The 26,783-nt window shown below is 62.9% G+C and carries 21 protein-coding genes; 15 read left to right on the top strand and 6 right to left on the bottom strand.

Annotated elements, in window-relative coordinates:
* Positions 1–10 precede the first annotated feature (10 nt).
* The 4 genes from K1567_RS10940 to K1567_RS10925 all read right to left on the bottom strand — a co-directional run bounded on the left by K1567_RS10940 (position 11) and on the right by K1567_RS10925 (position 4,776).
* Complete coding sequence (locus K1567_RS10940) at positions 11–667, bottom strand: lysoplasmalogenase (protein ID WP_220698494.1); 657 nt, start codon at positions 665–667, stop codon at positions 11–13.
* 1 nt (position 668) lies between these two features.
* Positions 669–1,058 carry a protease inhibitor I42 family protein gene (locus K1567_RS10935; RefSeq protein WP_034096061.1) on the bottom strand — a complete coding sequence of 130 codons (390 nt, stop codon included), beginning with the start codon at positions 1,056–1,058 and terminating at the stop codon, positions 669–671.
* Between the two features lie 190 nt (positions 1,059–1,248).
* The gene (gene lon, locus K1567_RS10930; protein WP_034096062.1) at positions 1,249–3,669 is read right to left on the bottom strand and encodes an endopeptidase La; all 2,421 of its coding nucleotides are present in this window, start codon (positions 3,667–3,669) and stop codon (positions 1,249–1,251) included.
* Between the two features lie 117 nt (positions 3,670–3,786).
* Complete coding sequence (locus tag K1567_RS10925) at positions 3,787–4,776, bottom strand: GntR family transcriptional regulator (RefSeq protein ID WP_034096063.1); 990 nt, start codon at positions 4,774–4,776, stop codon at positions 3,787–3,789.
* A 336-nt stretch (positions 4,777–5,112) separates the two neighbouring features.
* Here K1567_RS10925 and K1567_RS10920 point away from each other — a divergent pair, with 336 nt between their 5' ends.
* The 13 genes from K1567_RS10920 to K1567_RS10860 all read left to right on the top strand — a co-directional run bounded on the left by K1567_RS10920 (position 5,113) and on the right by K1567_RS10860 (position 20,085).
* Positions 5,113–6,444, top strand: a complete 1,332-nt coding sequence (locus K1567_RS10920) for an amidase (protein WP_220698493.1) — start codon at positions 5,113–5,115, stop codon at positions 6,442–6,444.
* Positions 6,445–6,455: 11 nt separating this feature from the next.
* On the top strand, positions 6,456–7,334 hold the full coding sequence (locus K1567_RS10915) for a polysaccharide deacetylase (protein ID WP_034096065.1): 879 nt from the start codon (positions 6,456–6,458) through the stop codon (positions 7,332–7,334).
* A gap of 23 nt (positions 7,335–7,357) precedes the next feature.
* Positions 7,358–8,698, top strand: a complete 1,341-nt coding sequence (locus K1567_RS10910; protein WP_220698492.1) for an MFS transporter — start codon at positions 7,358–7,360, stop codon at positions 8,696–8,698.
* 10 nt (positions 8,699–8,708) lie between these two features.
* Positions 8,709–9,470 (top strand): SDR family NAD(P)-dependent oxidoreductase, encoded by a 762-nt coding sequence (locus K1567_RS10905; RefSeq protein ID WP_034096067.1) that lies wholly within the window; start codon positions 8,709–8,711, stop codon positions 9,468–9,470.
* Between the two features lie 366 nt (positions 9,471–9,836).
* Complete coding sequence (locus K1567_RS10900; protein ID WP_213548771.1) at positions 9,837–10,586, top strand: SDR family NAD(P)-dependent oxidoreductase; 750 nt, start codon at positions 9,837–9,839, stop codon at positions 10,584–10,586.
* Positions 10,587–10,599: 13 nt separating this feature from the next.
* A complete protein-coding gene (locus tag K1567_RS10895) occupies positions 10,600–10,899 on the top strand; it encodes a hypothetical protein (protein ID WP_034096069.1) in 300 nt (99 codons plus the stop codon).
* Positions 10,896–11,870: a GTP-binding protein gene (locus K1567_RS10890; RefSeq protein WP_099312785.1), complete on the top strand. Its 975-nt coding sequence runs from the start codon at positions 10,896–10,898 to the stop codon at positions 11,868–11,870. The genes K1567_RS10895 and K1567_RS10890 overlap by 4 nt, the downstream gene beginning before the upstream one ends.
* The gene (locus K1567_RS10885; RefSeq protein ID WP_099312783.1) at positions 11,867–13,045 is read left to right on the top strand and encodes a PotD/PotF family extracellular solute-binding protein; all 1,179 of its coding nucleotides are present in this window, start codon (positions 11,867–11,869) and stop codon (positions 13,043–13,045) included. Before K1567_RS10890 ends, K1567_RS10885 begins: the two co-directional genes overlap by 4 nt.
* A gap of 210 nt (positions 13,046–13,255) precedes the next feature.
* On the top strand, positions 13,256–15,592 hold the full coding sequence (locus K1567_RS10880; RefSeq protein ID WP_034111908.1) for a bifunctional diguanylate cyclase/phosphodiesterase: 2,337 nt from the start codon (positions 13,256–13,258) through the stop codon (positions 15,590–15,592).
* A gap of 193 nt (positions 15,593–15,785) precedes the next feature.
* Positions 15,786–16,463: a methylamine utilization protein gene (locus tag K1567_RS10875; protein WP_034096073.1), complete on the top strand. Its 678-nt coding sequence runs from the start codon at positions 15,786–15,788 to the stop codon at positions 16,461–16,463.
* Entirely contained in the window at positions 16,447–18,798 is a 2,352-nt protein-coding gene (locus K1567_RS10870) for a bifunctional diguanylate cyclase/phosphodiesterase (protein ID WP_220698491.1), read from the top strand. The genes K1567_RS10875 and K1567_RS10870 overlap by 17 nt, the downstream gene beginning before the upstream one ends.
* Positions 18,799–18,835: 37 nt before the next feature.
* A complete protein-coding gene (locus K1567_RS10865; protein WP_220699035.1) occupies positions 18,836–19,666 on the top strand; it encodes a DUF3034 family protein in 831 nt (276 codons plus the stop codon).
* The gene (locus K1567_RS10860; RefSeq protein ID WP_034111916.1) at positions 19,666–20,085 is read left to right on the top strand and encodes a group 1 truncated hemoglobin; all 420 of its coding nucleotides are present in this window, start codon (positions 19,666–19,668) and stop codon (positions 20,083–20,085) included. The genes K1567_RS10865 and K1567_RS10860 overlap by 1 nt, the downstream gene beginning before the upstream one ends.
* 438 nt (positions 20,086–20,523) lie before the next feature.
* On the opposite strand, the gene K1567_RS10855 is transcribed toward K1567_RS10860, so the two are convergent.
* Both K1567_RS10855 and K1567_RS10850 read right to left on the bottom strand, forming a co-directional pair.
* Positions 20,524–22,941, bottom strand: a complete 2,418-nt coding sequence (locus tag K1567_RS10855) for a glucose/quinate/shikimate family membrane-bound PQQ-dependent dehydrogenase (RefSeq protein WP_034096080.1) — start codon at positions 22,939–22,941, stop codon at positions 20,524–20,526.
* A 744-nt stretch (positions 22,942–23,685) separates the two neighbouring features.
* Positions 23,686–25,704 (bottom strand): TonB-dependent receptor, encoded by a 2,019-nt coding sequence (locus tag K1567_RS10850; RefSeq protein ID WP_034111918.1) that lies wholly within the window; start codon positions 25,702–25,704, stop codon positions 23,686–23,688.
* Between the two features lie 150 nt (positions 25,705–25,854).
* Here K1567_RS10850 and K1567_RS10845 point away from each other — a divergent pair, with 150 nt between their 5' ends.
* Together K1567_RS10845 and K1567_RS10840 are read left to right on the top strand one after the other, a co-directional pair.
* On the top strand, positions 25,855–26,088 hold the full coding sequence (locus K1567_RS10845) for a VF530 family DNA-binding protein (protein WP_034096082.1): 234 nt from the start codon (positions 25,855–25,857) through the stop codon (positions 26,086–26,088).
* Between the two features lie 4 nt (positions 26,089–26,092).
* Positions 26,093–26,719, top strand: a complete 627-nt coding sequence (locus tag K1567_RS10840; RefSeq protein WP_034096083.1) for a Pr6Pr family membrane protein — start codon at positions 26,093–26,095, stop codon at positions 26,717–26,719.
* Positions 26,720–26,783 lie beyond the last annotated feature (64 nt).

Genomic DNA, 26,783 nt, shown 5'->3' with positions numbered 1-26,783 from the left:
GGCCGGCATTTTAGCCAAGTTGCCCCTCGGATGCCCGTGTTGTCTGATGGAAAGCCGAGGCCGTGATACCCCACTGGCCAAGCCAATAGGTAGTAATCAGCAAATACGGCGCGGCCTCGAACGCGACCACGAACCGATTGATGCCGATCAGCGTGTCGGAAAACACAAAGGATGCGGCCCCCGCCGCGGCCAGCAGCGCCGAACGCTTGGGCACATCACCGCCCAAGCGGGCCAGCGCGCGCCAGAGCATGGCGCTGATCACCAGGGCATAAACCACCACAGGTATCAACAAATCCCCCAGGCCATGGGAAATCAGGAGGCTCAACAGCACCGCTCCCACGCCCAGCGCGAGGATCAACGGCAGCGGCGCCAAGCGGCGGCAATCGCTGAAGTAGGCCTTGAGGTACGCCAAGTGCGCCAACAGAAATGCGCCCAGGCCAAAGATAAACAGGTCCCCCGGCCAGGCCAGCAGAACATCCCCTACCAGTGAGAAAATCAGCCCCAGGCTGATCCAGCGGCGATAGTCGGTGGGCGGCGCATCGTGCAGCCAGCCCAGCAGTGCCAGCACCGGCAAGGGTTTGACCAGCAGGCACAGCAGCGTGGCGTGGGTGGTCAGGCCGTAGATAAAAGTGCCGGCGCCCATCAGCGCAAGAATCAGCCACGGCATATCAGTTCACCGTAATGGCGCAGTCGAAGGCTTCAACGGGTTCGGCTTCCGGCTCCCAGGGCTGCTGGGAGGTCAGGCGCAAGCGACCCTGACCCGGCGCGAAAGCCTGGAACCGCCAGGTCGACTGGCCGCCGCCGCCGATCACCCCGGATTCGCTGCTGCTGTAGACCTCGGGGCTCAGCGCACGCAGCACGCCGCCGGCCGAATCCTGGATGGCCCAGCGGTAACCGGTGGTGGGGTTGCTGGGCAGGGTGAGGATCAGGTTTTGCCCGGTTTTCAGCTGGAGCGGGCAGGCGCTCTGGTTTTCCACGGTGACGTTTTGCTTGGGAGCGCTGGCGCAGGCGGCCAGCAGGGCAAGGCTCAAGGGGAGAAGCAGGCGGGCAGCGGTCATAAGGGCTCCGTTGTTTGGCGACGAAGACCGAGCATAACCGAAGATAAGACAGGGTGTTACAAGGTGGATACAGGTTGCGGCCACTCGCGCCATCGGGGGCAAGCCCCCTCCCACACTTGAGTATGTTCACAAATCAAACTGTGGGAGGGGGCTTGCCCCCGATGAGGCCGGTGCAAGCGCTAACGGTCTATCAGAACAGCACCTTCGCCACATCCGCAAAGCGCTTGGCGAAATGCACCGTCATGCCTTCCTTCAGGTACTCCGGCAACTCTTCGAAACTGCCGCGATTGGGCTCTGGCAGGATCAGTTCATGGATCTTCTGGCGCCGCGCGGCGATTACTTTTTCGCGCACTCCGCCAATTGGCAGCACATGCCCAGTCAGTGTCAGTTCGCCGGTCATGGCCACGCCTTTCTTCGGCGGTTGGTTACGTGCCAGGGACAGCAGGGCGCTGGCCATGGTCACGCCAGCACTTGGGCCATCCTTCGGCGTGGCGCCTTCCGGCACATGCAGGTGCACAAAGGCTTCGTCGAAGAACTTCGGGTCGCCGCCAAAAGACTTCAGGTTCGAACTGATGTAGCTGTAGGCGATTTCGGCGGACTCCTTCATCACCTCACCCAACTGGCCGGTCAGCTTGAAGCCGCGGTTAAGGGTGTGAATGCGCGTCGCTTCAATCGGCAAGGTGGCACCGCCCATGCTGGTCCACGCCAGGCCGGTGATGACGCCAATGCCGGACAACACTTGTTCATTACGGAACACCGGCGTGCCCAGGGAGCTTTCCAGATCCTTGTTGCCGATCTTGATCACGCTGTCCGGCGCATCCAGCAACTTGACCACCGCTTTGCGCACCAGTTTGCCCAGCTGTTTCTCCAACTGGCGCACCCCAGCTTCACGGGCGTAACCGTCGATCAGCGCGCGCAGGGCGCCATCGCTGATGGTCAGGCTGTTTTTTGCCACGCCGGCTTTTTCCAGCTGCTTGGGCCATAGATGGCGCTTGGCGATGGCGACTTTCTCTTCGGTGATATAGCCCGACAGGCGAATCACTTCCATACGGTCGAGCAGTGGGCCGGGGATGGAATCCAGGGTGTTGGCGGTGCACACGAACAGCACCTTGGACAGGTCCAGGCGCAGGTCCAGGTAGTGGTCGAGGAATTCGACATTCTGCTCAGGGTCCAGGGTTTCCAGCAGCGCCGACGCCGGGTCGCCCTGGAAGCTCTGGCCCATCTTGTCGATCTCGTCGAGCATGATTACCGGGTTCATCACCTCCACGTCCTTGAGCGCCTGCACCAGTTTGCCGGGCAGGGCGCCGATGTAGGTGCGGCGATGGCCCTTGATTTCGGCCTCGTCACGCATGCCGCCGACGCTGAACCGATAGAACGGGCGGCCCAGGGACTCGGCGATGGATTTGCCGACACTGGTTTTGCCCACGCCCGGCGGGCCCACCAGCAGCACAATGGAACCGGCGACTTCGCCTTTATAGGCGCCCACCGCGAGGAATTCGAGGATGCGGCTCTTGATGTCATCAAGGCCTGCGTGGTGTTTATCCAGCACCTTGCGCGCGTGCTTAAGGTCGAGTTTGTCCTCGCCATATACGCCCCATGGCACCGACGTGGCCCAATCCAGATAGTTGCGGGTGACCGCGTATTCCGGCGAGCCGGTTTCCAGGATCGACAGTTTGTTGAGTTCTTCATCGATGCGTTTTTTCGCCTGGGCCGGCAGTACTTTGCCTTCCAGGCGTTGCTCAAATTGCTCGACGTCCGCGCTGCGGTCGTCCTTGGTCAAACCCAGTTCCTGCTGGATGACTTTGAGCTGTTCCTTGAGGAAGAACTCGCGCTGATGCTCGCCGATCTTGCGGTTCACTTCGGCGGACAGCTCTTTTTGCAGGCGCGCGACCTCGACTTCCTTGCGCAGCATCGGCAGCACTTTTTCCATGCGCTTGAGCATGGGCACGCAGTCCAGCACTTCCTGCAGTTCGTTGCCGGTGGCGGAGGTGAGGGCGGCGGCGAAGTCGGTCAGCGGCGATGGGTCGTTGGGGCTGAAGCGGTTGAGGTAGTTCTTCAACTCTTCGCTGTACAACGGGTTGAGGGGCAGCAGCTCCTTGATCGCGTTGATCAGCGCCATGCCGTAAGCCTTGACCTCGTCGGTCGGCTCGGACGGCTGGTGTGGGTATTCGACTTCCACCAGGTACGGCGGGCGATGGTGCTTGAGCCAGGTGCGAATCCTCACGCGGGTCAGGCCCTGGGCGACGAATTGCAGCTTGCCGTTTTCGCGGCTGGCGTGATGCACCTTCACCAGGGTGCCGTACAGCGGCAGGCTGGAGGTGTCGAAGTGGCGCGGGTCTTCCGGCGGCGTGTCCATAAAGAACAGGGCCAGGGAGTGGTGCTCGGACTTGCTCACCAGTTCCAGGGTTTCGGCCCAGGGTTCTTCATTGACGATCACCGGCAACACTTGCGCGGGGAAGAACGGCCGATTGTGGATCGGGATGATATAGACCTTGTCCGGCAGGTTCTGGCCAGGCAGGGCCAGGCCGGTATTGGACGAGTGGGATTCAGCGTTTTCGGGGTCGGCGTAATCGTTGAGGTCGTAATCGGGAAATTCTTGCTGGTCGCTCATGGGGCACCTGCATCAGGAAGTATGGTGCTTAGATGGGGCGAGGTAGCGGTGGTTTCAATGGTGGGGGTGAGATAGCAACATATTGCATAAAATTACGGCGGCGATCCGGCCAGGAGGTCAGCTGATTTTATGAAGGTAGGCCGGGAGCGGCTGTTCTGGCAGCACCGAGAGTACTTTCAAGCGCTGCAACATTCGCTGTCGCGCCCGCTGCAAGTGCTCGCGCAGGTTCAGCGCGGCGGCATCGAAGGCACCGTGCAGCAGCAGTTCGAGAATCAAGCGATGTTCGGCAAGCATCGACGGATCGGCGCCGATCCCCAGCAAACCATGGAATATCCGGCTGATGATCATCGGGCTCTGGCCCTGGCGGATCAACGCCGCGATCTTGCGGTTTTGCAGACCGGCCAGGCAGTGCTGGTGCAAGTCCTCTTCGATGCGCTCGATGGCTTCCAGGCTGCAGTGCGCGGTGCTCTGGGCGTCCAGTACCCGTTGCAGCATGGCTTGCAGCACCTCGCGGTCGAGGTTCGGCGCGCTCTGGCGCAAGGCTTCGGGCTCCAGGCAGGCGCGCAGTTCGTAGTCCTCGGTCACTTCCCGGGCCGTCAACGGGCCGGCCAGCCATTGGGAATAGGGCTCCTTTTCCACCAGGCCACGGTCGCGCAGACGCATCAGCGCTTCACGCACCACCGCGCGGCTGACGCCGTAGTGTTCGGCGGCCGCCTGTTCATCCAGGCGGTAATGGCCGAAGGCGATGCAGGTGGACAGCGCCGCGCCGATTTCATCGACGATCCGTTCGCCCAACGGTCGCGTGTCCACCAACTCATCTTCGCCGTTCAAGCCCAGGTGCGCAGCGCTCAAGGGCAGGCGCAGCGGCTCCATGGCCAGGCCTTCGGGATTGATCAAGTAACCGCGGCCATTGAAACGGCAAATCAGCCCTTCTTCATGCAGCAGGTCCAACGCCCGGCGTACCGGCACGCGGCTGGTGCCGAACAAATCGGCCAGGGGCGCTTCCAGCAACACCAGCCCATGGCGGGCGGTGCCGTTGACGATCGCATCTCGCAGCACCTGGTGAATCATCGCGTAACGGGAGGCCGAGGCAGACGCTGCTTTCATCGATTTCTCAAGAGCATGTAGGACGATGGCCGGGGATTCTCTCATAGATGTGGGTGTCACTCTGCGCCACGTTGTGGGCACTTTTTTGGGGCCTGAAACGGATCATTGTTACTTTTCTGCACCAAAATGTACTTATTAATAAAAGATACATTATTTGAGCCTAAGTCACTTCTCCTCTGCTTGTCGGATTATTCTGCAACCCTGCAAGGGCTCTAGTCCGCTATTTCTAGCGTTAACGACCCGGAAAGCGCCAGTAGATCACTCAAGCCTGGCACGAAAGCTGCTTTTGTAAAATGTACATTTTATGAATATGTACGTTTTAAAAGGACTGCGCTGATGTCAGATGCCACATCAATGGCCGAGGATTTCGCCCACGGTCGCAGCGACCCGGTGCAAGCTCTGGAGCACTCGCTTGACCAGGCCCGGCGGTCTAGCTGCGTGTTTATCAGCCTCACCGCCGACCGCGCACGCCGTGAAGCCGAAGCCGCGGCTGCCCGCTGGCGTGCCGGTCAGCCATTGAGCCCGTTCGACGGCGTGCCGCTGGCCTGGAAAGACCTGTTTGACATGGCCGGCAGCGTCACCACCGCCGGTGCCGCCTACCGTCGCAATGCCCCCGCCGCCGCGCTCGATGCGCCCGTTGTCGGCCTGTTGTGCCGCGCCGGCATGGTCAGCGTGGGCAAGACCAACCTCAGTGAGCTGGCGTATTCCGGCCTGGGACTGAACCCGCATTTCGGCACGCCGCGTAATCCCCATGCCAGCGATCAGCCGCGTATCCCCGGTGGTTCGTCGTCCGGTTCGGCGGTGGCCGTCGCCGCTGGAATCGTGCCGATCGCCATGGGCACCGACACCGCCGGCTCGATCCGCATCCCCTCGGCCTTCAATGGCCTGGTGGGGTATCGCAGCAGCAGTCGGCGCTATAACCGCGACGGTGTGTTCCCTTTGGCTCGCACCCTCGACAGTCTCGGCCCGCTGGCGCGTAGCGTGCGCGATGCCCTGACCCTCGACGATATCCTTCACGGCCGCACGCACACTCATACCGCACGCAGCCTAAAGGGTCAGCGGTTTGTGCTGGAGCACAGCGTGCTGAGCCACGTTGAACCGGCCGTAGGCAATAACTTGCTGCGCGCCGTGGAGCAACTCAAGGCCGCCGGTGCGCTGGTCGAAAACCGTGAAAGCCCGACCTTCAAAGGCGCACTGGAACTGATCCACCAACATGGCTGGCTCGGCGCCTTCGAAGCCTTCGCCCTGCACCAAGCCCTGCTCGACAGCGCCGACGCCGCGCAACTCGATCCACGGGTGCGCCGCCGCCTCGAAACCGCGCGCGGGCTGCCCGCCAGTCAGTTAATCGGCCTGATCGAGGCACGCCAACGCCTGCAACTCCAACTGGTCGACGACCTCGACGGCGCGATCCTGATCACGCCCACCGTCGCCCACGTCGCCCCGGCCCTGGCGCCTCTGGAAGCCGACGACGACCTGTTCGCCACCACCAACCTCGCCACCCTGCGCCTGACCATGCCCGGCAGCCTGCTGGACATGCCCGGCGTGACCTTGCCCAGTGGCCGCGATGCCTTGGGCCTGCCCACCGGGATGCTGCTCAGCGCCCCGATGGGGGAGGACGCGCGCCTGCTGCGCGCCGCGTTGTCCGTCGAATCCGTACTTAACGTTTAAGGAGATACACCATGGCTAAAGACATCCTTTGTGCATTTGGCGTCGACGTTGATGCCGTCGCCGGCTGGCTCGGTTCCTACGGCGGCGAGGACTCGCCGGATGACATCTCTCGCGGCCTGTTCGCCGGGGAAGTCGGCGCGCCGCGCCTGCTCAAACTGTTCGAACGCTACGGCCTGCGCACCACCTGGTTTATCCCCGGCCACTCGATGGAGACTTTCCCCGAGCAGATGAAGGCTGTCGCCGATGCCGGCCACGAAATCGGCGTGCACGGCTACAGCCACGAAAACCCGATTGCGATGACCGCCGAGCAGGAAGAAATCGTCCTCGACAAGTCCATCGAACTGATCACCCAAGTTACCGGCAAACGCCCCACCGGCTACGTTGCGCCGTGGTGGGAATTCAGCAAGGTCACCAACGAGCTGCTGCTGAAAAAAGGCATCAAGTACGACCACAGCCTGATGCATAACGACTTCCACCCCTACTACGTACGCAAGGGCGACAGCTGGACCAAGATCGACTACAGCCAGCACCCCGACACCTGGATGAAACCGCTGGTGCGCGGTGAAGAAACCGACTTGGTAGAGATCCCGGCCAACTGGTACCTGGATGACCTGCCGCCGATGATGTTCATCAAGAAAGCCCCCAACAGCCACGGCTTCGTCAACCCGCGCCACCTCGAAGAAATGTGGCGCGACCAGTTCGACTGGGTCTACCGCGAACACGAACACGCGGTGTTCACCATGACCATCCACCCCGACGTATCCGGCCGCCCGCAAGTGCTGCTGATGCTCGAACGCTTGATCGAACACATCCAGAGCCATGCCGGCGTGCGTTTTGTCACGTTCGATGAAATCGCCGACGACTTTATCCGTCGCCAACCGCGTTCCTGACCCCACCCCTTGAGGCGCCACCCATGTCCATCTACAACAAGCTTGACCTGACCGGTTGGAAACCCCGGCAATTGACGTCCCAGGAAGTGCGCTTTGCCACCTGGATCGCGTTTTTCGCCTGGGTGTTTGCGGTGTACGACTTCATTCTGTTCGGCACCTTGCTGCCGGAGATCGGCCGGCACTTCGGCTGGGGTGAAGTGGAGCAAGCCGAGATCGCGACCTGGGTGGCGGTGGGCACCGCCGTGGTCGCCCTGGCCATCGGCCCTATCGTCGACAAACTGGGGCGGCGCAAAGGGATTATTTTCACCGTGGCCGGTTCGGCGCTTTGTTCGGCGCTGACCGCGATCGGCGGGGCGTGGGGCAAGTCGCCGCTGATTCTGATCCGTTCGTTGGGCGGTCTGGGTTATGCCGAAGAAACCGTCAACGCCACCTACCTCACCGAGCTGTATGGCGCGTCGGAAGATCCTCGACTGACCAAACGACGCGGTTTCATCTACAGCCTGGTGCAGGGCGGCTGGCCGGTAGGGGCACTGATTGCGGCGGGGTTGACCGCCTTGTTGCTGCCGATCATCGGTTGGCAGGGGTGTTTTATCTTCGCGGCGATCCCGGCCATTGTGATTGCAATCATGGCGCGCAAGCTCAAGGAGAGCCCGCAGTTCCAGATCCATCAGCGCATCAGCGAACTGCGTAAAAGTAGCGCGGTGAACGAAGCGCAGAACGTCGCCGCCACCTACGGCGTGGACTACGACGAACACAGCAAGGCCGGGCTCAAAGCCGCATTCCGTGGCCCGGCACGCCGCGCCACCCTGGTGATCGGCGCCGCGCTGTTGCTCAACTGGGCGGCGATCCAGGTGTTCAGTGTGCTGGGCACGTCGGTGATCGTCAGCGTGCACCACATCTCGTTCGAGAACTCGCTGATCATCCTGGTGCTGTCGAACCTGGTGGGTTACTGCGGCTACCTCAGCCATGGCTGGATGGGCGACAAGATCGGCCGCCGCAATGTGATCGGCCTGGGCTGGATGCTCGGCGGTCTGTCGTTCGCCGGCATGCTGTTCGGCCCGAGCAATATGGCCATGGTGGTGGGCTTGTACAGCCTGGGCCTGTTCTTCCTGATCGGGCCGTACTCGGCGGCGCTGTTCTTTATCAGTGAAAGTTTCCCCACCAGCATTCGCGCCACCGGCGGCGCGATCATCCATGCCATGGGGCCCATCGGTGCGGTGGTCGCAGGCTTTGGTGCCACTCAAGTGTTGTCCGCCGGCAGCGACTGGCAGACCGCGGCGCTGTGGTTCGGTGCGTTGCCGTGCTTCCTGTCCGGTGCGCTGATGTTTGCCGCCCGCCATGTCCGCCCGGAAACCGTGCAGTAAGGAGTATTCGATGAATCGTAAAGTTGCCTTGATTACCGGTGCCGCCAGCGGCATCGGCCAAGCCCTGGCCGTGGCCTATGCGCGCAATGGCGTGACGGTAGTGGGCGGGTATTTTCCGGCTGATCCCCATGATCCGCAGATCACTGTGAGCCTGGTGCAAGAAGCCGGTGGCGTCTGCCTGATGTTGCCGCTGGACGTGGGCGACACCGCCTCGGTGGACGCCTTGGCCGCGCAGGCTGTGCAGCATTTCGGTCGGCTCGACTATGCGGTGGCCAACGCCGGCCTGCTGCGTCGCGCACCGTTACTGGACATGACCGATGCGCTGTGGGACGAGATGCTAAATGTCGACCTGACGGGCGTCATGCGCACCTTTCGCGCTGCCAGTCGGCATATGAACGAGGGCGGCGCGTTAGTGGCGATTTCGTCGATTGCCGGCGGCGTGTACGGCTGGCAGGACCACAGCCACTACGCCGCCGCCAAGGCTGGTGTGCCGGGGTTGTGTCGTTCGCTGGCGGTGGAACTGGCGCCTCTGGGCATTCGCTGCAATGCGGTGATCCCGGGCCTGATCGAGACGCCGCAGTCCCTGGACGCAAAAAACTCCCTCGGCCCCGAAGGCCTGGCCAAAGCCGCCCGCGCTATTCCGCTGGGCCGGGTAGGGCGCGCCGATGAAGTGGCGTCGCTGGTGCAGTTCTTGACCAGTGATGCGTCCAGCTACCTCACCGGCCAGAGCATCGTCATCGACGGCGGCCTGACCGTACGCTGGCCTGACTGATGGGTGGGGGACTTGCCATCGATGGGGGTGTGCCAGACACAGCTGCCCTGGCTGAGCCGCCGCAATCGGGGGCAAGCCCCCTCCCACATTGGAATGCCACTGGCCTGACGGATGTACTCGCTCCCACTATGGAATGCCACTGGCCTGACGGATGTACTCGCTCCCACATTGGAATGACCCTGGCCTGACGGATGTACTCGCTCCCACTATGGAATGCCACTGGCCCTACGGATGTACTCGCTTCAACTGTGGGAGGGGGCTTGCCCCCGATGGGGGTGTGCCAGACACAGCTGCCCTGGCTGAACCACTGCAATCGGGGGCAGGCCCCTCTCACATTGGAATTGTGTTTGTTTCTGGAGAATGTATATGCCCCAACTCACTGATCGTCGCGCTGTGATCACCGGTGCCGGCAGCGGCATTGGTGCCGCCATCGCCCGTGCTTATGCGGTTGAAGGCGCGCGTCTGTTATTGGCCGACCGCAACGCCGCCAGCCTCGCCGAAACCGCGATCACCTGCCGCAATTTGGGCGCCGAGGTGGTCGAGTGTGTGGCCGATGTCGGCACGCTAGAAGGCGCTCAGGCCGGGGTCGACCGGTGTGTCGAGCACTTCGGCGGTATCGATATTCTGGTCAACAACGCCGGCATGCTGACCCAGGCGCGTTGTGTCGATCTGACCCTCGAAATGTGGAACGACATGCTGCGCGTCGACCTCACCAGCGTGTTCGTCGCCAGTCAGCGCGCCCTGCCGCACATGCTGGCGCAGCGCTGGGGGCGGATCATCAATGTGGCCTCGCAACTGGGCATCAAGGGCGGCGCCGAGCTGACCCACTACGCCGCCGCCAAGGCCGGGGTGATCGGCTTCACCAAGTCCCTGGCCCTGGAAGTGGCCAAGGACAATGTGCTGGTCAACGCCATCGCCCCGGGGCCGATCGAAACGCCGTTAGTGGGCGGGATCAGCGAGGCTTGGAAACGCGCCAAAGCCGCCGAGCTGCCCCTGGGCCGCTTCGGCCTGGCCGATGAAGTGGCGCCCAGCGCCGTGCTGCTCGCCAGCGAGCCGGGCGGCAATCTGTTTGTCGGCCAGACGCTTGGCCCGAACGCCGGCGACGTCATGCCATGAGCGGGGTATAGCGATGTGTGGACTCTGCGGACTGCTGGGCGAAGACCTGCATTGGAGCGACCCCTTGGGCGATGAGTTGCCCCGGCGCCGGGAACGGCTGCGCCGCATCGCCGCGATCAATCAGGTGCTGGCGGTGTTCCGGCTCAAGGTCGAAGATTTCCAGGGCGCCTCTTATTTACTGATCGGCGCCACCGGCAAACAAGCCCTGGCCAGCGGCCTGGATCAACTCTGGCAAGCGGCCGAAAGCATGCTCGGCCGTGCGTTGGACCCCCTCGATGCGACGCTGTTGGATCACTTGGAGTCCGCCCCATGAGCATGGCCCTGAACGTCATCACCGGCTTCCTCGGCAGCGGCAAAACCACCTTGCTCAAGCGCCTGTTGCACGGTGAAAGCCTGGGTGACACCGCGTTACTGATTAACGAATTCGGCGATGTGGGTATCGACCATCTGCTGGTGGAAGAAGTGGCCCCGGACACTGTGTTGCTGCCCAGCGGCTGTGTGTGTTGTTCGATTCGCGGCGAGTTGAAAGACGCCCTGCTGGCTCTGTTGCAGCGCCGCGAACGCGGTGAAATCCCGGCGTTCAAGCGCGTAATCCTGGAAACCACCGGCCTGGCCGACCCGGCGCCGATCCTCGCCACACTCAACAACGACGTGCAACTGCGCGGGCGTTTCCATATTGGCCTGGTGATCACCTTGGTGGACGCCAGCCACGCCGCCCTGCAAGAACGCCTGCACCCGGAATGGCTAGCCCAAGTGGCCGCCGCCGACCGCCTGCTGCTGAGCAAGACCGACCTGGCCGGTGATTGCGCCCCGCTGCGTGCGCATTTGCAGGCGCTCAACGCCGGTACGCCGATCCTCGACACCCACGCCATTCACAGCGGCGACCAATTGCTGCTCGGCGAAGGCCTGCGCAGCGCCGAGCCCGCCGATGAAGTGCAACGCTGGCAACTGCATCGATCCACCACCGCCTCCCATGGCGCGGCGCAGGTGTGCTGCCTGACCTTCGAGCAGCCGCTGGACTGGGTAGGGTTCGGGGTGTGGTTGTCGATGCTGCTAAGATGCCACGGCGAACGAATCCTCAGGGTCAAGGGACTGCTCAACGTGAACGCCAGTAACGCCCCCATCGTCATTCATGGCGTGCAGCATTGCCTGCACGCGCCGGTGCATCTGCCTGCGTGGCCGGGCAGCGACCGGCAATCGCGCTTGGTATTTATCCTGCGCGGCCTCGACCCTGCGCTGTTGCGTCGTTCTTTCGAGGTGTTTTCCCGGCGGTTGGCCCGATGATCACACTGCGCGTCCTCGGCACCTCGGTGACTTTGCTCGAATGTTTGCGCGTGCGGGCCGAGCAGGAACTTGGCATGCGCCTGGTCTATCAGGTGCACGATGTCGAGCAGGCCCAGCGTATTGCGGTGATGCAGCCCGACAGTTACGACCTTTACGATCAATGGTTTCACAACGTCGACTTCGTCTGGCCGGCGCGGGCGATCCAGCCTATCGATACGCGCCGCATCGCGCTATGGCACGAGATCAACGACTTGCCCAAGCGCGGGCGCCTGAGCCCCAACGACCGCCTGGGCAGTGGCAGCGTGCCCAGCGAGCGGCTGTTCGTGCAGCACGACGGCAGCCTCGGCAGCACCGTGACCGAACGTATCAGCATGCTGCCCCTGACCCACAACGCCGACAGTTTTGCCTACCGCCCCGAGCGTCTGCCCGCAGGCTTTTGCCGGGGCAACGAAAGTTGGGGCTGGCTGCTGGACCCGGCGTGGCGCGCGCGCACCGCACTGCAAAGCGACGCCGCCATTGGCGCACTGGATGCCGCGCTGGCGGTGCAGGGCGCTGGGCTCGCCAGTTTCCGCGACATCGGCAATATGAGCATCGAGGACATCGACGTACTCGCCGACATCCTGGTGCGCAAGCAGAAGGAGGGGCACTTCGCGGCGTTCTGGTCAGACGACGAAGAAGCCGCGCAACTGATGCTCAGCCCCAGTATCGATATCCAGAGCCTGTGGTCTCCAACCTTGATGCGCCTGCATCGCGCCGGTGTGAAGTACCGCCTGGCGGTGCCGCGCGAAGGCTATCGCGCCTGGTTCGGCGGTTTGTCGTTATCGCGCCATGCCCAGGGCGCGGTGCTGGATGCCGCCTACGCGTACCTCAACTGGTGGCTGTCCGGCTGGCCCGGTGCGGTGATGGCGCGTCAGGGGTATTACATCGGCAACCCGGCCCGCACGCGCGACCATTTGAGCGCCGCCGAGTGGGATTACTGGTACGCCGGCAAGCCCGCCCGTGAAGAACTGCCGGGCAGCGATGGCCTGCCGCTGATCGACCGGGGCGAGGTGCGCGACGGCGGCTCCTATGAACAGCGCATGGGCCATATCGCGGTGTGGAACGCGGTGATGGACGAGCACAACTACCTGGTGCGCCGCTGGGGCGATTTCATGCGCGCGCGAGGGCCGGCCTGACCCGAAAAGCCAAGCCTCTGTCGCCAATAAGCTGACGGTGAAGCCCCCGGTTTTATTGGGTGGACAAGCGCCTGCGCCGAGCTAATCTGCTCAACACAAATACCTGCAATGGACGGGTATTTTTTGACGCCAGGTCAGCTGTCGCAGGGAATGCACATGACAAATGGACGTAGTGGCAGAAACAGACGAACGCTGCCAGAGGGCACGCCGATGACGTGGCGCCATACGTTCCAGACCCGCATTGCCGGCGTATTGGCGTTGCTGCTGTTGGTGGTGGTCGCCGCGACCTACTTTGCGGTGCAGGCCGCCACCAGCCGCGCCGTGGAGAACCAGGCCCGCGCCCAACTGAAAACCGGCAGTCAGGTGTTCGAACGCCTCTTGGACCTGCGGGGCCGGCGCCTGCAATACGGCCTCGACTGGCTGACCGCCGACGGCCCATTCGTAAGCGCGGTGGCCGAGGGCAACTCGGCGTCGATCCTGGATGTGCTGGAGCGTCACGGCAGCGGCATCCGTTCCAGCGAAGTGCTGGTGCTGGGCCTGGACGGCACGGTGATGGTCAGCACCTTGCCGGGGTTTACGCGGGGCCAGGTCTTCCCTTATGCCGAGGCACTGCGTCGGGCCCGGCGCAGTGGCTTGCAGATGTTGATCGTGGCCATGGACCAGCGCCCCTACTTGCTGGTGCAGGACGAAGTCGTCGACACAACGCCCATCGCTCGCGTGGTCATGGGCTTTCCCATGGACACGTTGTTCGCCAATGAACTGCGCTCCATGAGCAACCTGGAGGTGTCGTTCCTCAGCATGCGCAACGGGCATGTCGGCCAATTATTCAGCACCCAGCCCGACGCTTATCAGGCCACGGTGATCAACCTGTTGCGTGGGGCCCGTCCGGACCCCGAGGCGCATATCCATCGGTTCTACGGCGAGCGTGTGCTCAGCCAGGTGCTGACGCTGGCCAATACCGGTGAGGGCGATGACGTGCGGGTGTTGCTGCAAAGCCCGCTGGATCATGCTCTGGAATCCTTTGCGCCGCTGGACCGGCAGTTCCTCGGAATTGCCCTGGCGGTGTTGGTGGTGTCGTTGGCTGGCGCGTTGTTTCTGGCGCGACGCGTGTCGCGGCCGCTCAATGCCTTGGTGGACGCCGCCGGGCGGATCGGCGCCGGTGACTACCGCACCCCGGTGCGGGTGCGTGGCCACGATGAGTTCGGCCTGCTGGCCCGCGCCTTCAATGCCATGCAAAGCGGCATCGCCATGCGTGAACGGCAACTGGCCCATAACGCTTTGCACGACCCCCTTACCGGGCTGCCCAATCGCGCCCTGGCCATGGAGCGCTTGGGCAGTGCGATCAGTGCGCGGCGGCCGGTGGCGCTGCTGTACCTGGGCATCGAAAACTACCGCGCAATCAACGAAGGCTTCGGCCCGGAGGGGGTTGAAGACATGTTGCGCGAAGCCAGCCGGTGCCTGTCCATGAGCCTGTTGGCCAGCGACACCGCGGCGCGGGTGTCCGGCAGCGAATTTCTGCTGTTGCTGGAAAATATCGGCATCGACCGCGCCGTGGCCCGCGCCGACCGCCTCTATGCACTGCTCACCGAGCCTCAACGCATTGGCAACGACGAGCTGCGCCACGAAGTGAGCATCGGCATTGCGGTCTACCCCAATGACGGCCAGCACGTCGAAGAACTGATCAGCCGCGCCGCCATCGCCCGCCACGATGCGGCGATGCTGCCGGGCTATCTGCAGATCTACCAGCAGGACCGCGACCTCGCCCATCAGCGCCAGATCACCCTGATTCGCGACTTGCGCCGTGCCGCCGCCGAAGGTGCGTTGCACCTGTGTTACCAGCCCAAGCTCGACCTCAAGCACGGCCAGGTGCGCCAGGCCGAAGCCCTGCTGCGCTGGCAGCACCCCAGTCTGGGGTTGGTGTCGCCGGCCGAGTTCATTCCCCTGGCCGAGCGCACCGGCAGCATGGCCAGCCTGACCCACTGGGTGATCGAAGAAGCCATCCGCCAGATCGCCGAATGGGCGCGGCGCGGCCTGTTGATCCAGTTGTCGGTGAATATCTCGGTGGACGACCTGGCCGACGACGACCTGGCGATCCGCGTGACGACTTTGCTTGCCCAGCACGGTGTGCAAGCCGAGCAATTGCTGTTCGAAATTACCGAGAGCGCCATCATGCACAACCCCCGCCAGGCCCTTAGCGTGTTGGAGCAACTGCGCGGCTGCGGTATCAGCCTGTCGGTGGATGACTTTGGCACCGGTTATTCCTCCCTCGCCCAACTGCAACGCCTGCCGGTGCAGGAGCTGAAGATCGACCAGTCCTTCGTGCGCAACCTCGACAACGAGGGCGGCGACGGCGTGATCGTGCGTTCGACCATCGAGATGAGCCATAACCTGGGGCTCAAAGTGGTGGCCGAAGGGGTGGAGTTCGAACCCAGCTTGAAGCTGCTCAAACAGTGGAACTGCGACACCGCCCAGGGCTACCTGATCAGCCGGCCGCTCAACGCCATGGCTTTTGAGATGTGGATGCGGCGCGAACGCGCGGCGGTCTAGACACCTTGCAGGTGACTACAGCTTTTTTAGGTATGGTCGATAACTTCTACGGAGCCTGACCGTTTGCACAGTTTTTACCGACCAACGGTTTAGCGTCCTCCTGTGTTCAATAGTGGCATTTTGCCTTGATTGCGGCATCATGGCCGTGACCGTTCTTTTCCGCCAAGGCTGGACGCTTTCTACCGGATCTCCCATGGCCCGATGTGTAAACCTGTTATCTCGCATGATGCTCTTGCTGGCGGCGGCAGCGCCCGTTTCGGCGGCCACCCTTGAGGTGTTGGTGCAGCAGGCCGATGGCAGCCCGGTCAGCGATGCGGTTGTGACTTTGCAAGGCCCGGCCGCTGTGGCGGCCGTCGCGCCCAAGGCGGAGATGGACCAACGTGGCCAGCGCTTCGCCCCCCATGTGCTGGCGGTGCATACCGGCACCCAGGTGCGCTTCCCCAATAGCGACAATATTCGCCATCAGGTGTATTCATTTTCGGCCGCCAAGCGTTTCGAACTGCGCCTGTACGAAGGCACGCCGACCGCACCGCTGCTGTTCGACAAACCGGGCGTGGTGGTGCTGGGCTGCAATATCCATGACTGGATGCTCGGCTATATCTACGTCACCGACGATCCTCACTTCGGCGTCAGCGATGCCCAAGGCCGCGTGCGCCTGGAACCATTGGCGCCGGGGGATTACCACGCCACCCTGTGGCACCCGCAGCTGGCGGATATGCAGCCGCTGGACGGCGGCACCTTGCATATTCCCGCCGCCGGCCTGAGCCACCGCGTGCAGCTCACCCTGCAACCCGCCTCGGCAGACCTGCCACCGGCGCCGACCGCCTTCGGTGACGCCTTCAATCGAGCTGCCCGTGAAACTGCGCAGTAGTTACCAGGCGCGGGTCGCCACGGTCCTGATCCTGCTGTCGCTGGTGGTGATCGGCGCGCTGTATTTCAGCGTCAAGATGGCCACCCGCCAGGCTGTCCATGGCCAGGCGTTGGCCCAGTTGCAGGTGGGCACGCGGGTGTTCGAGCGTTTGCTGGATGTGCGCGGCCGGCGCCTGGCCGATGGCGTGCAACTGCTGGCGGCCGACTTTGGCTTTCGCGATGCCGTGGCCAGTGGCGATTCGGCGACGATGCGCTCGGTGCTGCTCAACCACGGCAAACGCATCAATGCCAGCGACATGATCCTGCTGGGCATGGACGGCAAGGTTCTGGCCAGCACCGTCGACGAAGTCTCCGAGGGTTCGAGCTTTCGTTACGACCAGGCATTGCGCGAAATGCGCCGCCAGCGCCAGGCCGCGTTGTTGATCGTGCCGCTGCAAGGCACGCCGCACCTGCTGGTGGAAGCGCCGGTGCTGGCGCCGTTGCCGATTGCGCGGGTGGTGATGGGCTTCAGCATGGACACGGCGTTCGCCGATGAACTGCGTTCGTTGAGCAATCTGGAAGTGTCGTTCCTGGCCATCGACCGCCAGCAGCCCGGGACGCTGGTCAGCACCCAACCCCAGGTGCTGCGCGACAGTATCGTCAGCCTGATGCTGGGGGCGTCCACCCATGAGGGCGTGTCCACCACCGAGCATCTGGAACACCGTTTTCTCAGCCAATCGCTGGTGTTGGCCAGCAACGCCGACAGCCAGGTGCTGGCCTTGCTGCAAAGCCCGCTGGATTCGGCGATGCAAGCCTTTGTGCCGTTGGATGAAAAGATTCTGGCCATCGCACTGGTTGCGTTGGCGGCGTCGCTGGTCGGCGCATTGCTGCTGGCGCGGGGCGTGTCGCGTCCGGTGCAAGCCTTGGCCCAGGCCGCCGAACGCATTGGCCATGGCGACTACCAGACCCCGGTCATCCTGACCCGCAGCGACGAACTGGGCCGCCTGGCCCTGACGCTCAACGCGATGCAAAGCGGCATCGCCGAGCGTGAACAGCAACTGGCCCACAACGCGCTGCATGATCGCCTCACCGGTTTGCCCAACCGTGCGTTGGCCATGGAGCGCCTGGGCAGCGCGATTGCCACCCAGCGGCCGATGGCGCTGATTTACTTGGGCATCGACAACCTGCGCGCCGCCAGCGAAACCGCCGGGCCGGACGCCGTGGATGAGTTGTTGCTCAATGTCAGCCGCCGCCTGCAGGCCGTGCTGCGCCCACGGGACACCCTGGCGCATCTGATCGCCGACGAGTTCCTGCTGCTGCTTGACGGCGCCGGTCGTGACGAAGCGGTGGGCCTGGCCGACAAGCTGCAGCAATTGCTATTGCGCCCCCAGCGTATCGCCGGCCACGACCTGGCGCTCGACTGCCGCTTGGGCATCGCGGTGTACCCGGACGATGGCGATTCTGCGCAAAGCCTGCTGGAACGCGCAGCGATTGCCATGAAGGACGCCGCGCAAATGCCCGGTCGCTTGCAGGTGTACGAGCCGGGCCGCGACCTTGCTCATCGTCGCCAGATCACCCTGATCCGCGACCTGCGCCACGCTCCCGGCCAAGGCCAGTTGCTGCTGCACTACCAGCCCAAGCTGGATATTCGTCTGGGCCATGTGCGTCAGGCTGAAGCCCTGTTGCGCTGGCAGCATCCGCAGTTCGGCATGGTTTCGCCGGCGGAATTCATCCCCCTGGCCGAGCGTTCGGGCAGCATCCAGTTGCTGACCCAGTGGGTGATTGAAGAGGGCATCCGCCAGTTGTGCGAGTGGAACCGCCGAGGCCTGTACCTGCAACTGTCGCTGAACATCTCGGCCGACGATTTGCTTGGCGATGAGCTGGCCCACCGCGTTTCTGCGCTGTTGCGGCGCTACGGGCTGCCGGCCGAACAACTGGTGTTCGAGATCACCGAAAGCGCGGTGATGCGCGAACCGGAAAAGGCCTTGAAAGTGCTGCACCTGCTGCGCGAGTGCGGCATCAGCCTGTCGGTGGATGACTTTGGCACCGGGTACTCGTCGTTGGCCCACCTCAAGCGCCTGCCTGTGCAAGAGTTGAAGATCGACCAGTCGTTTGTGCGCAACCTGGACGAAACCAGCGAAGACGCAGTGATCGTGCGTTCCACCATCGAGATGAGCCATAACCTGGGGCTCAAGGTGGTCGCCGAGGGGGTCGAGTACGCCCACAGCCTGCGCCTGCTGGAGCGCTGGCAATGCGATACGGCACAGGGTTACCTGATCAGTCGGCCCTTGAGCGCCGACGCTTTCGAAGCCTGGGTGGCCTTGCCTCTCAGTGCGCAAACTTCGCAGGTGCATTGAGGGCTATGACGTGCGTCTTTCTCTACTGATCGGTTGCATGGCCAGCCTGAGCCTGCCCGCCGCCTTGGCCGATAACGGTCGCCTGCTCGCCACCGGCGGCGCCAGCAGCCTGGAAGGCGCGGCGGGCGGCGGCATCACCCCGTGGGCGGTGCTCAGCGGTTACGGCGAGCAACACGAATGGGGCGCCACGGCGTTTGCCACCACGGTCGACCTGCCGGACTACCGGCTCGATGTCGCCGGGTTGGCGCTGGCCTACGACAACCGCGTGGAAGTCTCTTTCGCTCGGCAACGTTTTGACCTGGGCACCTTGGTACACAAGCTGAACCTGCCCGACGACCACCTCGGCCAGGATGTGCTGGGGGTCAAAGTGCGGCTGTTCGGCGATGTGATCTACGACCGCTTGCCCCAGGTTTCGCTGGGCCTGCAATACAAGCATCAGAACACGTTCGACATTCCGCGCCTGGTCGGCGCCAAGCATGACAGCGACGTGGAAGGCTACCTGGCCGCCAGCCGCCTGTTCATGGGCGCGGCCTTTGGCTACAACGTGCTGGTCAACGGCGGCCTGCGCTATAGCCGCGCCAATGAAACCGGCCTGCTCGGTTTTGGCGGCGACCGCCGCGACCGCCGTAGCCTGCTCAAGGAGGGCTCGGTGGCGCTGCTGTTCAACCCGCGCTGGGCGCTGGGCGTGGAGTACCGCGAGAAACCCGACAACCTGTCCTTCGCCGGAGAAAGCGACTGGGCGGACGTGTTCCTCGCATACTTCCCCAGCAAGCATGTGTCGTTTGTGCTGGCGTATGCACGGCTGGGGGAAATCGCCACGTTGGATAACCAGAACGGCACTTACCTGTCCGTCCAGGGGAGTTTCTGATGCGCGTATTGCCCGTGCTATTGCTGGTGCTGCTCAGCGCCTGCGCCCAGCAGCCGCCCAAGGACGACAGTCTCTACCGCGACCTCGGCGCCATGCCCGGCATCACCCGCATCGTCGAAGGCATGCTGCTCAACATCGCCCGCGACGACCGCATCGTCGAGCGCTTCCGGCGTATCGACATCCAGCGCCTGCGCAACAAACTGATCGAACAGTTCTGCGTCGAAGCCGGCGGCCCATGCACCTACACCGGCGACAGCATGGCCGAGAGCCACAAAGGCCAGAACGTCAGCCGCAGTGACTTCAACGCATTGGTGGAGGATCTGATCAAAGCGATGGACAGCGAAGGCATCCCAGTGCCCACACAAAACCGCCTGCTCGCCCGCCTGGCACCCATGCGCGGCGAAGTGATCGAGCACTGATCCCAGCGCCAACCCCATTCCAATGTGGGAGGGGGCTTGCCCCTGATGGCCGTCTGTGTTTTCACGAATTGAGTGCTTGGCATTCTGGGGGCGTCCATGTATGAGCAGGGCTTTTGTGGTGAGCGGGCTTGCCCCGCGCTGGGCTGCGAAGCGGCCCCAAAACCGGCAACGCGGTGTACCTGAATCAACGCGGCGTGTGTATGAGGGGCCGCTTCGCAGCCCAGCGCGGGGCAAGCCCGCTCACCACAGCAAGCCCGCTCACCACAGCCGGTCTGCTCACCACAAGAACCGCATGTTTTCGAAGGCTTGTAGATAGCTGTGCCTCTATGGCGGCGGGGCAGTGAGAACTTTTTATTGGCTGACCAGCAGCCGTATTGAACCCATAAAAAAGGCGGCTACCCGTAAGGGAAGCCGCCTTTGTCTTGCCGCCGGTAACGCTTATTCCGGCAGTTTGAACGCCATCACATAGTCACCCTGCTTGGTGCCCAGGGAGCCGTGACCGCCGGCCATGACCAGCACGTATTGCTTGCCGTCCTTGCCGGTGTAGGTCATCGGGGTGGTCTGGGCACCGGCTGGCAGGCGGCCTTCCCACAGTTGCTTGCCATTTTTTACGTCATAGGCACGCAGGTATTGGTCGAGGGTGCCGCTGAGGAACGCCACACCACCGGCCGTGGTGAAGGTGCCGCCCAAGCTCGGTACGCCCATGGTCAGAGGCACTGGAACCGGCGAGCTGTCACGCACGGTGCCGTTTTTGTGCATCCAGATGGTCTTGTGGGTGGTCAGGTCGACCGCCGCCACATAACCCCACGCCGGCGCCTGGCAGGGCAAGCCCATCGGCGACAGCAAGGCTTCAAGGATCACACCGTACGGTGCGCCTTTGTTCGGCTGCACGCCTTCGGTTTCGCTGACGCGTGGGCCTTGCTTGGCGATGTCGGCAGCCGGGATCAGTTTGGATTTGAACGCCATGTAGCTCGGGTTCACGAAGGCGATTTGACGTACTGGGTCGACGGAAATGCCACCCCAGTCGAAAACACCGAAGTTACCTGGGTACACGATCGAACCCTGCAGCGACGGCGGGGTGAACGGACCGTCATAGCGCATGGATTTGAAATCGATACGGCACAGCATCTGGTCGAACGGCGTCACACCCCACATGTCACGCTCTTTGAGCGGTGGTGGCATGAAGTTCAGTTCGGACTTCGGCTGAGTAGGGGAGGTACGGTCGCCCGCGACTGCGCCCTGAGGCACGGCCACTTCGTGTATCGGCACCACCGGCTGGCCGGTTGTACGGTCCAGCACGTAGATGCTGCCCTGTTTGGTCGACGCCATCACCGCCTGCTTCACGCCGGCTTCGGTCTTGATGTCGATCAGCGAAGGCTGGCCGCCAACGTCCATGTCCCACAGGTCATGGTGAGTGAACTGGAAGGTCCACTTCACATGGCCGGTGTCGATGTCCAGGGCGGTCAGGCCCGCAGCGTACTTCTCGGATTCATCGGTACGGTCGCCGCCGTACTGGTCGGGCATCTGGTTGCCCATCGGCAGGTAGAGCATGCCGAGTTTTTCATCCACGGCGAACATGGACCACATGTTCGGCGAGTTACGGGTGTAGGTCTTGCCCTCGGCCAACGGGGTGGTGTCGTCCGGGTTGCCGCTGTCCCAGTTCCACACCAGCTTGCCGGTGTGCACGTCGAACGCACGGATTACACCGCTTGGCTCGTCGACGGAAACGTTGTCGGTCACATGACCACCGATCACCACCAGGTTTTTGGTCACGGCCGGTGGCGAGGTGGAGTAGTAACCGCCTGGGGCGAAGCTACCGATATTGGCGCGCAGGTCGACTTGGCCTTTATCGCCGAAGTCTTCGCACATCTTGCCGGTGTCGGCGTTCAGGGCGATCAGGCGGGTGTCGGCGGTCGGCACGAAGATGCGTTTCGGGCAGGCATTCGGCGCGGCGGCCGGGCTGGCGCTGCCGGTTGGGCTCTGCTCGGAGGCGTAGACGGCGTCGTCGTGATACGACACGCCACGGCACGTCATGTGCGCCCAGCCCTTGAAGTTCTCGGCACCCTGGCTGCTGATCTTCGGATCGAAGCGCCAAATTTCCTTGCCGGTGTCTGGGTCCAGAGCGATGACCTGGCTGTGCGGCGTGCACACGTAGAGCATGCCGTTGACTTTCAGCGGGGTGTTTTCCGCGGTGGTCTCGCCCGGATCGTTAGGGCCGGGGATGTCGCCGGTGCGATAGGTCCACGCCGGCACCAGTTTGTGCGCGTTCTCCGGGGTGATCTGCGCCAGCGGCGAATAGCGATCACCAAAGGCCGAACGGCCGTAGGAATTCCAGTCGCCATCGGCCTGGGCCGGCGCAACGCTGGCCATGCCCGGTACAGCGTCACGGTCCAGTTCGCCGGTCTTGACCATTTCACCGGGGTTGGTGAATTGACTGGCCAGGGCGGTCGCACCGGCCAGTACCACGGCCACGCTCAGCGCGCCGGTGCCCAGTGGCGCGGGTTGACCACGCAGCAACGGGCGACGAACCCACGGCAGCAACATGACGATGCCCAGGGCGAACAGCAGCGCCAGACGCGGCACCAGTTGCCACCAATCCAGGCCGACTTCCCACAGTGCCCACACGGTGCTGGCGAACAGCACCAGTGCGTACAGGCCCAGTGCCGCGCGGCGGGTGGCCAGCAGCAGAATGCCGGTGAGGGTGATACCGATACCGGCCAGCAGGTAGTACAGCGACCCGCCGAGCGTGGTCAGCTTGATACCGCCGGCCAGCAGGGCCAGGCCCATGATCAGCAGCAAGACGCCGAGCAGCCTGGGCAGCAGGCGGCTTGGGCTCGAAGCACCATCAGTGCTCATAGTGTGTTTCTCCGTGACGTTGGAATAATTGTGTAACCCCGTGCTTCACTCACTGTAGATGACGATTCGGCGCGGGCTTGGTTCAGCGTTATTTCGGTTTTTGTGGGGGATGGCGCGGGTTATCCACCGGCGGGCGATTGAACCCCAGGCGCAGGTCGAGATAAGACAGCGCTGTCTTGGGTATGGGAGATATTCGGCAAGATGGGATCGACCGCAGGCGTGAAACGTTTCAGTTTGTTGCGGCAAGGATAAAGAGATGACGCGCCGAGAGAAAGCGCAAATCGCAAGATGCATCATTTCCGATTTGGTAACAGTGACAGAACGTCGCTGCATGCATGGCGGTTTCAGCCTTGAATTGAGTGGTGAACGAACTGCCTCGCGCGGGGCAAGCCCGCTCACCACAACGTTGTGGGTCAGCCTGTGAGATCTATGTAGATGCCGATGGCCATCGGGGGCAAGCCCCCTCCCACATCGTGCAACGCGGGTATCTATATTTCTTTGCTGAAAAGAAGCGATTCTTTTGTGGTGAGAGAGCTTGCCTCGCGCGGGGCAAGCCCGCTCACCACACCGTTGTGGGTCAGCCTGTGAGATCTATGTAGATGCCGGTGGCCATCGGGGGCAAGCCCCCTCCCACAGCGTGCAACGCGGGTATCTATATTTCTTTGCTGAAAGAAGCGGCTCTTTTGTGGTGAGCGGGCTTGCCCCGCGCGGGGCCGGCGCCTTCACCACAAGAACCTCGGCTTTTTAAAAGGTCGTACGAATGCCCACCTGCACGCTGCGTCCCGGTGCCGGGGCGATGTCGCGCAGGATCGAGCTGGCGTAGCGCACGGTCTGGTTGGTGAGGTTTTCACCGTTCACAAAGGCCAGCCATTGGCTGCCGCCGACGTTGAAGCGGTAGCCGGCACTGGCGCCCAGGGTGGTGTAGCCATCGGTGCCGCTTTCGTTATCCGGTACACGGCCCTGGCCGGCGGCATGCTCCACGTCGATGCGCGCCTGCCAGCGGTCCAGTTCCCACAGCAGGCCGCTGTTCAAGCGCAATGGCGCAATGCGCGGCAAGGCTTCGCCGGTATCCAGGTTGGTGGCGCGGGTGTAATCGCCTGAAAGTTCCAGCGCAAATTTCCCGTAGGCGCCTTCTCCAAGTTTCCAGTGGTCCTGGGCTTCGAAGCCGGCGAATCGCGCACGCACACCGGAATATTCGTACTCAGGGATGCCGGCCGGGTCTTCTTCACCTTCGTCGTTCAGCGTACGACCGGTGCCCAACAAACCGATGTAATTGGAGAAGTGGCTGTAGAACACACCGAAGCTGCCCTTGTGGGTGCCATTGTCGAAACGCAGCGCCAGGTCGCTGGATACGGCTTTTTCTTTGTTCAGATTGGCGTCGCCCAACTCGAATGTGCCGGTAGCGACGTGAGCGCCGTTGGCGTACAGCTCATAAAAGGTCGGTGCCCGCTCGGTGTAGCCCAGGGTTGCGGCCAGGGACCAGATCGGCGTCAGCGTATACACCGCGCCCGACGAGAGGCTGCCGGCGGTGAAGTTATTGCTTTGGTCAGCCGCGGCGAAACGCGCGTTGCCCTTGGCGTCCGGGTCGACTTGGGTGTGCTCCAGGCGCCCGCCAAGGCTGAGCTTGAGGCGTTCGGTGGCTTGCAGTTCTTCGAGGATAAACAGTGCGGCGGCGGTGGTGTCGGTCTGCGGCACGAAGGCTTCTTCACCCAGGGCCGAGAACTCGTTGCGCGTCACCTGGGCACCGACCACGCCGTCCAGGGGGCCGATCGGCTGATGTCGCGCTTCCACCCGTGCTTCGTAACCTTTGTTCTTGAACACTGTGCCGGTTTCGCCGCCTTCGATTTCGCGGTGTTCGTAATCGGTGTAGCCCGCGTCGAGTTTCACCGAGGTAAACGGCCCCTGGAGGTTGCGGATCTCCGACGCGAACGCGTAGTGATCCTGCTGCATGCGAATACGCACGTCCTGTTCAGCGGGCGAGCCGTAGTTGCTGTCGTAGTTGCTGTAGGAAAGCCCGGCGTAACCGTCGTCCCAGGTGTAGGAGCCGCCCACCGCGCCGCCGTCCTGACGCCCGTCGCTGTTACCCAGGCGCCCGTTTTTGCCGGGGCCGTCGTCGCTGTCCGGAGCGTGGCGGCTGCGTGCGCTACCGGGGATTTTCAGGTCATTGAACGACCGCGCGCTGGCGTCCAGATGCAGCGCGAACATGCCGTTGCCGGCCTCCAGTTTGCCGGCGCTGCTGCGGGTGGTGTCCGCGCCGCCGTAGCGCAGCTCGCCGGCACCGTGGATGCCTTCGATAGCTTCGGTGGGGATGCGGTTATCGAAGGTATTGACCACGCCACCGATGGCGCTGCCGCCATACAACAGCGCGGCGGGGCCCCGCACGATCTCGATGCGCTCCACATTGACCGGGTCCAGTGGCACCGCATGGTCGTAAGACAGCGACGACGCATCCAGCGCGCCCACGCCATTGCGCAGCAGGCGAATGCGGTCGCCGTCCTGGCCGCGAATAATCGGTCGGCTGGCGCCTGGGCCGAAGTAGGACGAGGACACCCCCGGCTGTTTGTTCAGGGTTTCACCGAGGCTGCCTTTTTGCTGCAAGGTCAGTTCATCGCCCTCCAGCACGGTGGTGGGCGAGGCCAGTTGTTCACTGCCCAGCGGATTGCCGGTGACCACTTGGGTCGGCAGTTCCAGAGCATGGGTTTCGGTGCAGATCAACAGAGCGGCGGCCAGTGGAGTCAAGCGCCAGAGGGAGGGGAGGGACATCGGACATTCCTTGGAAAAACGGCGAAAAGATTTGAAAGTTATAGTTACAATATAACATCTCTTTTTCGCTGGGAACGGGAACTTTTTTACCTGGTCTGACGGGGTGATAAGGTGTGCACCTTTCCGACCCCCTTTTTTCATAGGCCTGGCATGACCGCGACAAGCAATGACCCGCTCCACGGCGTCACCCTGCAACACATCCTCACTACGCTGGTGGAACATTACGAATGGCAAGGCCTGGCCGAGCGCATTGATATCCGCTGCTTCAAGAGCGACCCGAGTATCAAGTCGAGCCTGACCTTCCTGCGCAAAACCCCGTGGGCGCGGGAAAAAGTCGAAGGGTTGTACGTGAAGCTGATGCGCACCAAACGACCGTTGGATTGATCCCATGAAGCGGTATGTGGCAGCAGCGGCACTGGCCGGTTGGGTGGGCCTGGCGATTCAGCAGTACCTGATTTTCTATTCGCGCTGGGAGGCCGGCGCCAGCCTGATGGGCGGGCTGATCAACTTTTTCAGTTTCTTCACTGTGTTGACCAACACCCTGGCGGCGGTGGTGCTCAGTTATGCCCTGGTCAAACGCCCTTCGGCGGCGCAGCGGTTTTTTCTCGCGCCGGCGGTGAGTAGCGGCATCGCGGTGAGCATTGTGGTGGTGGGCGTGGCTTACAACCTGTTGCTGCGACATTTGTGGCAGCCCGAAGGTTTTCAATTCATTGCCGATGAATTGCTGCACGACGTTATGCCCGTGCTGTTTGCGCTGTATTGGTGGCGTTGCGTGCCCAAGGGGCAGTTGCGTTTAACCCATATCGGCCTGTGGGTGATTTACCCGCTGGTGTACTTCGGCTACGCGCTGTTGCGGGGGGATTTGCTCGGGCAGTATCAGTACCCGTTCATCGATGTGAGCACGCTGGGTTATCCACAGGTGTTCGTGAATGCCGGCGGCATTCTGGCGGGTTTTGTGCTGATTGCGTTGTTGGTGGTGGGGATGGACAAGTCTTTGCGAGCGCCATCGCGCTGATGCGGGCATGTCAGCCGCTTCATCGTTGGCTGACATGCTGCTATCAGGATTAGGTCTTCATCCT

This window comes from Pseudomonas sp. S5F11, assembly GCF_019641515.1.
GTDB lineage: Bacteria > Pseudomonadota > Gammaproteobacteria > Pseudomonadales > Pseudomonadaceae > Aquipseudomonas > Aquipseudomonas rhodesiae.
Note: the sequence above shows the minus strand (reverse complement) of the source record. Positions and strands in the feature narration are given on the sequence as shown.

Excerpts from the sequence above, each read along its gene's own strand:
- K1567_RS10855 (WP_034096080.1), bottom strand. The coding sequence starts at position 22,941 with ATGAGCACTGATGGTGCTTCGAGCCCAAGCCGCCTGCTGCCCAGGCTG.
- K1567_RS10845 (WP_034096082.1), top strand. The coding sequence starts at position 25,855 with ATGACCGCGACAAGCAATGACCCGCTCCACGGCGTCACCCTGCAACAC.
- K1567_RS10935 (WP_034096061.1), bottom strand. The coding sequence starts at position 1,058 with ATGACCGCTGCCCGCCTGCTTCTCCCCTTGAGCCTTGCCCTGCTGGCC.
- K1567_RS10925 (WP_034096063.1), bottom strand. The coding sequence starts at position 4,776 with ATGAAAGCAGCGTCTGCCTCGGCCTCCCGTTACGCGATGATTCACCAG.
- K1567_RS10940 (WP_220698494.1), bottom strand. The coding sequence starts at position 667 with ATGCCGTGGCTGATTCTTGCGCTGATGGGCGCCGGCACTTTTATCTAC.
- lon (WP_034096062.1), bottom strand. The coding sequence starts at position 3,669 with ATGAGCGACCAGCAAGAATTTCCCGATTACGACCTCAACGATTACGCC.
- K1567_RS10860 (WP_034111916.1), top strand. The coding sequence starts at position 19,666 with ATGCGCGTATTGCCCGTGCTATTGCTGGTGCTGCTCAGCGCCTGCGCC.
- K1567_RS10885 (WP_099312783.1), top strand. The coding sequence starts at position 11,867 with ATGATCACACTGCGCGTCCTCGGCACCTCGGTGACTTTGCTCGAATGT.
- K1567_RS10880 (WP_034111908.1), top strand. The coding sequence starts at position 13,256 with ATGACGTGGCGCCATACGTTCCAGACCCGCATTGCCGGCGTATTGGCG.
- K1567_RS10905 (WP_034096067.1), top strand. The coding sequence starts at position 8,709 with ATGAATCGTAAAGTTGCCTTGATTACCGGTGCCGCCAGCGGCATCGGC.
- K1567_RS10875 (WP_034096073.1), top strand. The coding sequence starts at position 15,786 with ATGGCCCGATGTGTAAACCTGTTATCTCGCATGATGCTCTTGCTGGCG.
- K1567_RS10910 (WP_220698492.1), top strand. The coding sequence starts at position 7,358 with ATGTCCATCTACAACAAGCTTGACCTGACCGGTTGGAAACCCCGGCAA.
- K1567_RS10865 (WP_220699035.1), top strand. The coding sequence starts at position 18,836 with ATGGCCAGCCTGAGCCTGCCCGCCGCCTTGGCCGATAACGGTCGCCTG.
- K1567_RS10900 (WP_213548771.1), top strand. The coding sequence starts at position 9,837 with ATGCCCCAACTCACTGATCGTCGCGCTGTGATCACCGGTGCCGGCAGC.
- K1567_RS10890 (WP_099312785.1), top strand. The coding sequence starts at position 10,896 with ATGAGCATGGCCCTGAACGTCATCACCGGCTTCCTCGGCAGCGGCAAA.
- K1567_RS10850 (WP_034111918.1), bottom strand. The coding sequence starts at position 25,704 with ATGTCCCTCCCCTCCCTCTGGCGCTTGACTCCACTGGCCGCCGCTCTG.
- K1567_RS10920 (WP_220698493.1), top strand. The coding sequence starts at position 5,113 with ATGTCAGATGCCACATCAATGGCCGAGGATTTCGCCCACGGTCGCAGC.
- K1567_RS10840 (WP_034096083.1), top strand. The coding sequence starts at position 26,093 with ATGAAGCGGTATGTGGCAGCAGCGGCACTGGCCGGTTGGGTGGGCCTG.
- K1567_RS10915 (WP_034096065.1), top strand. The coding sequence starts at position 6,456 with ATGGCTAAAGACATCCTTTGTGCATTTGGCGTCGACGTTGATGCCGTC.
- K1567_RS10895 (WP_034096069.1), top strand. The coding sequence starts at position 10,600 with ATGTGTGGACTCTGCGGACTGCTGGGCGAAGACCTGCATTGGAGCGAC.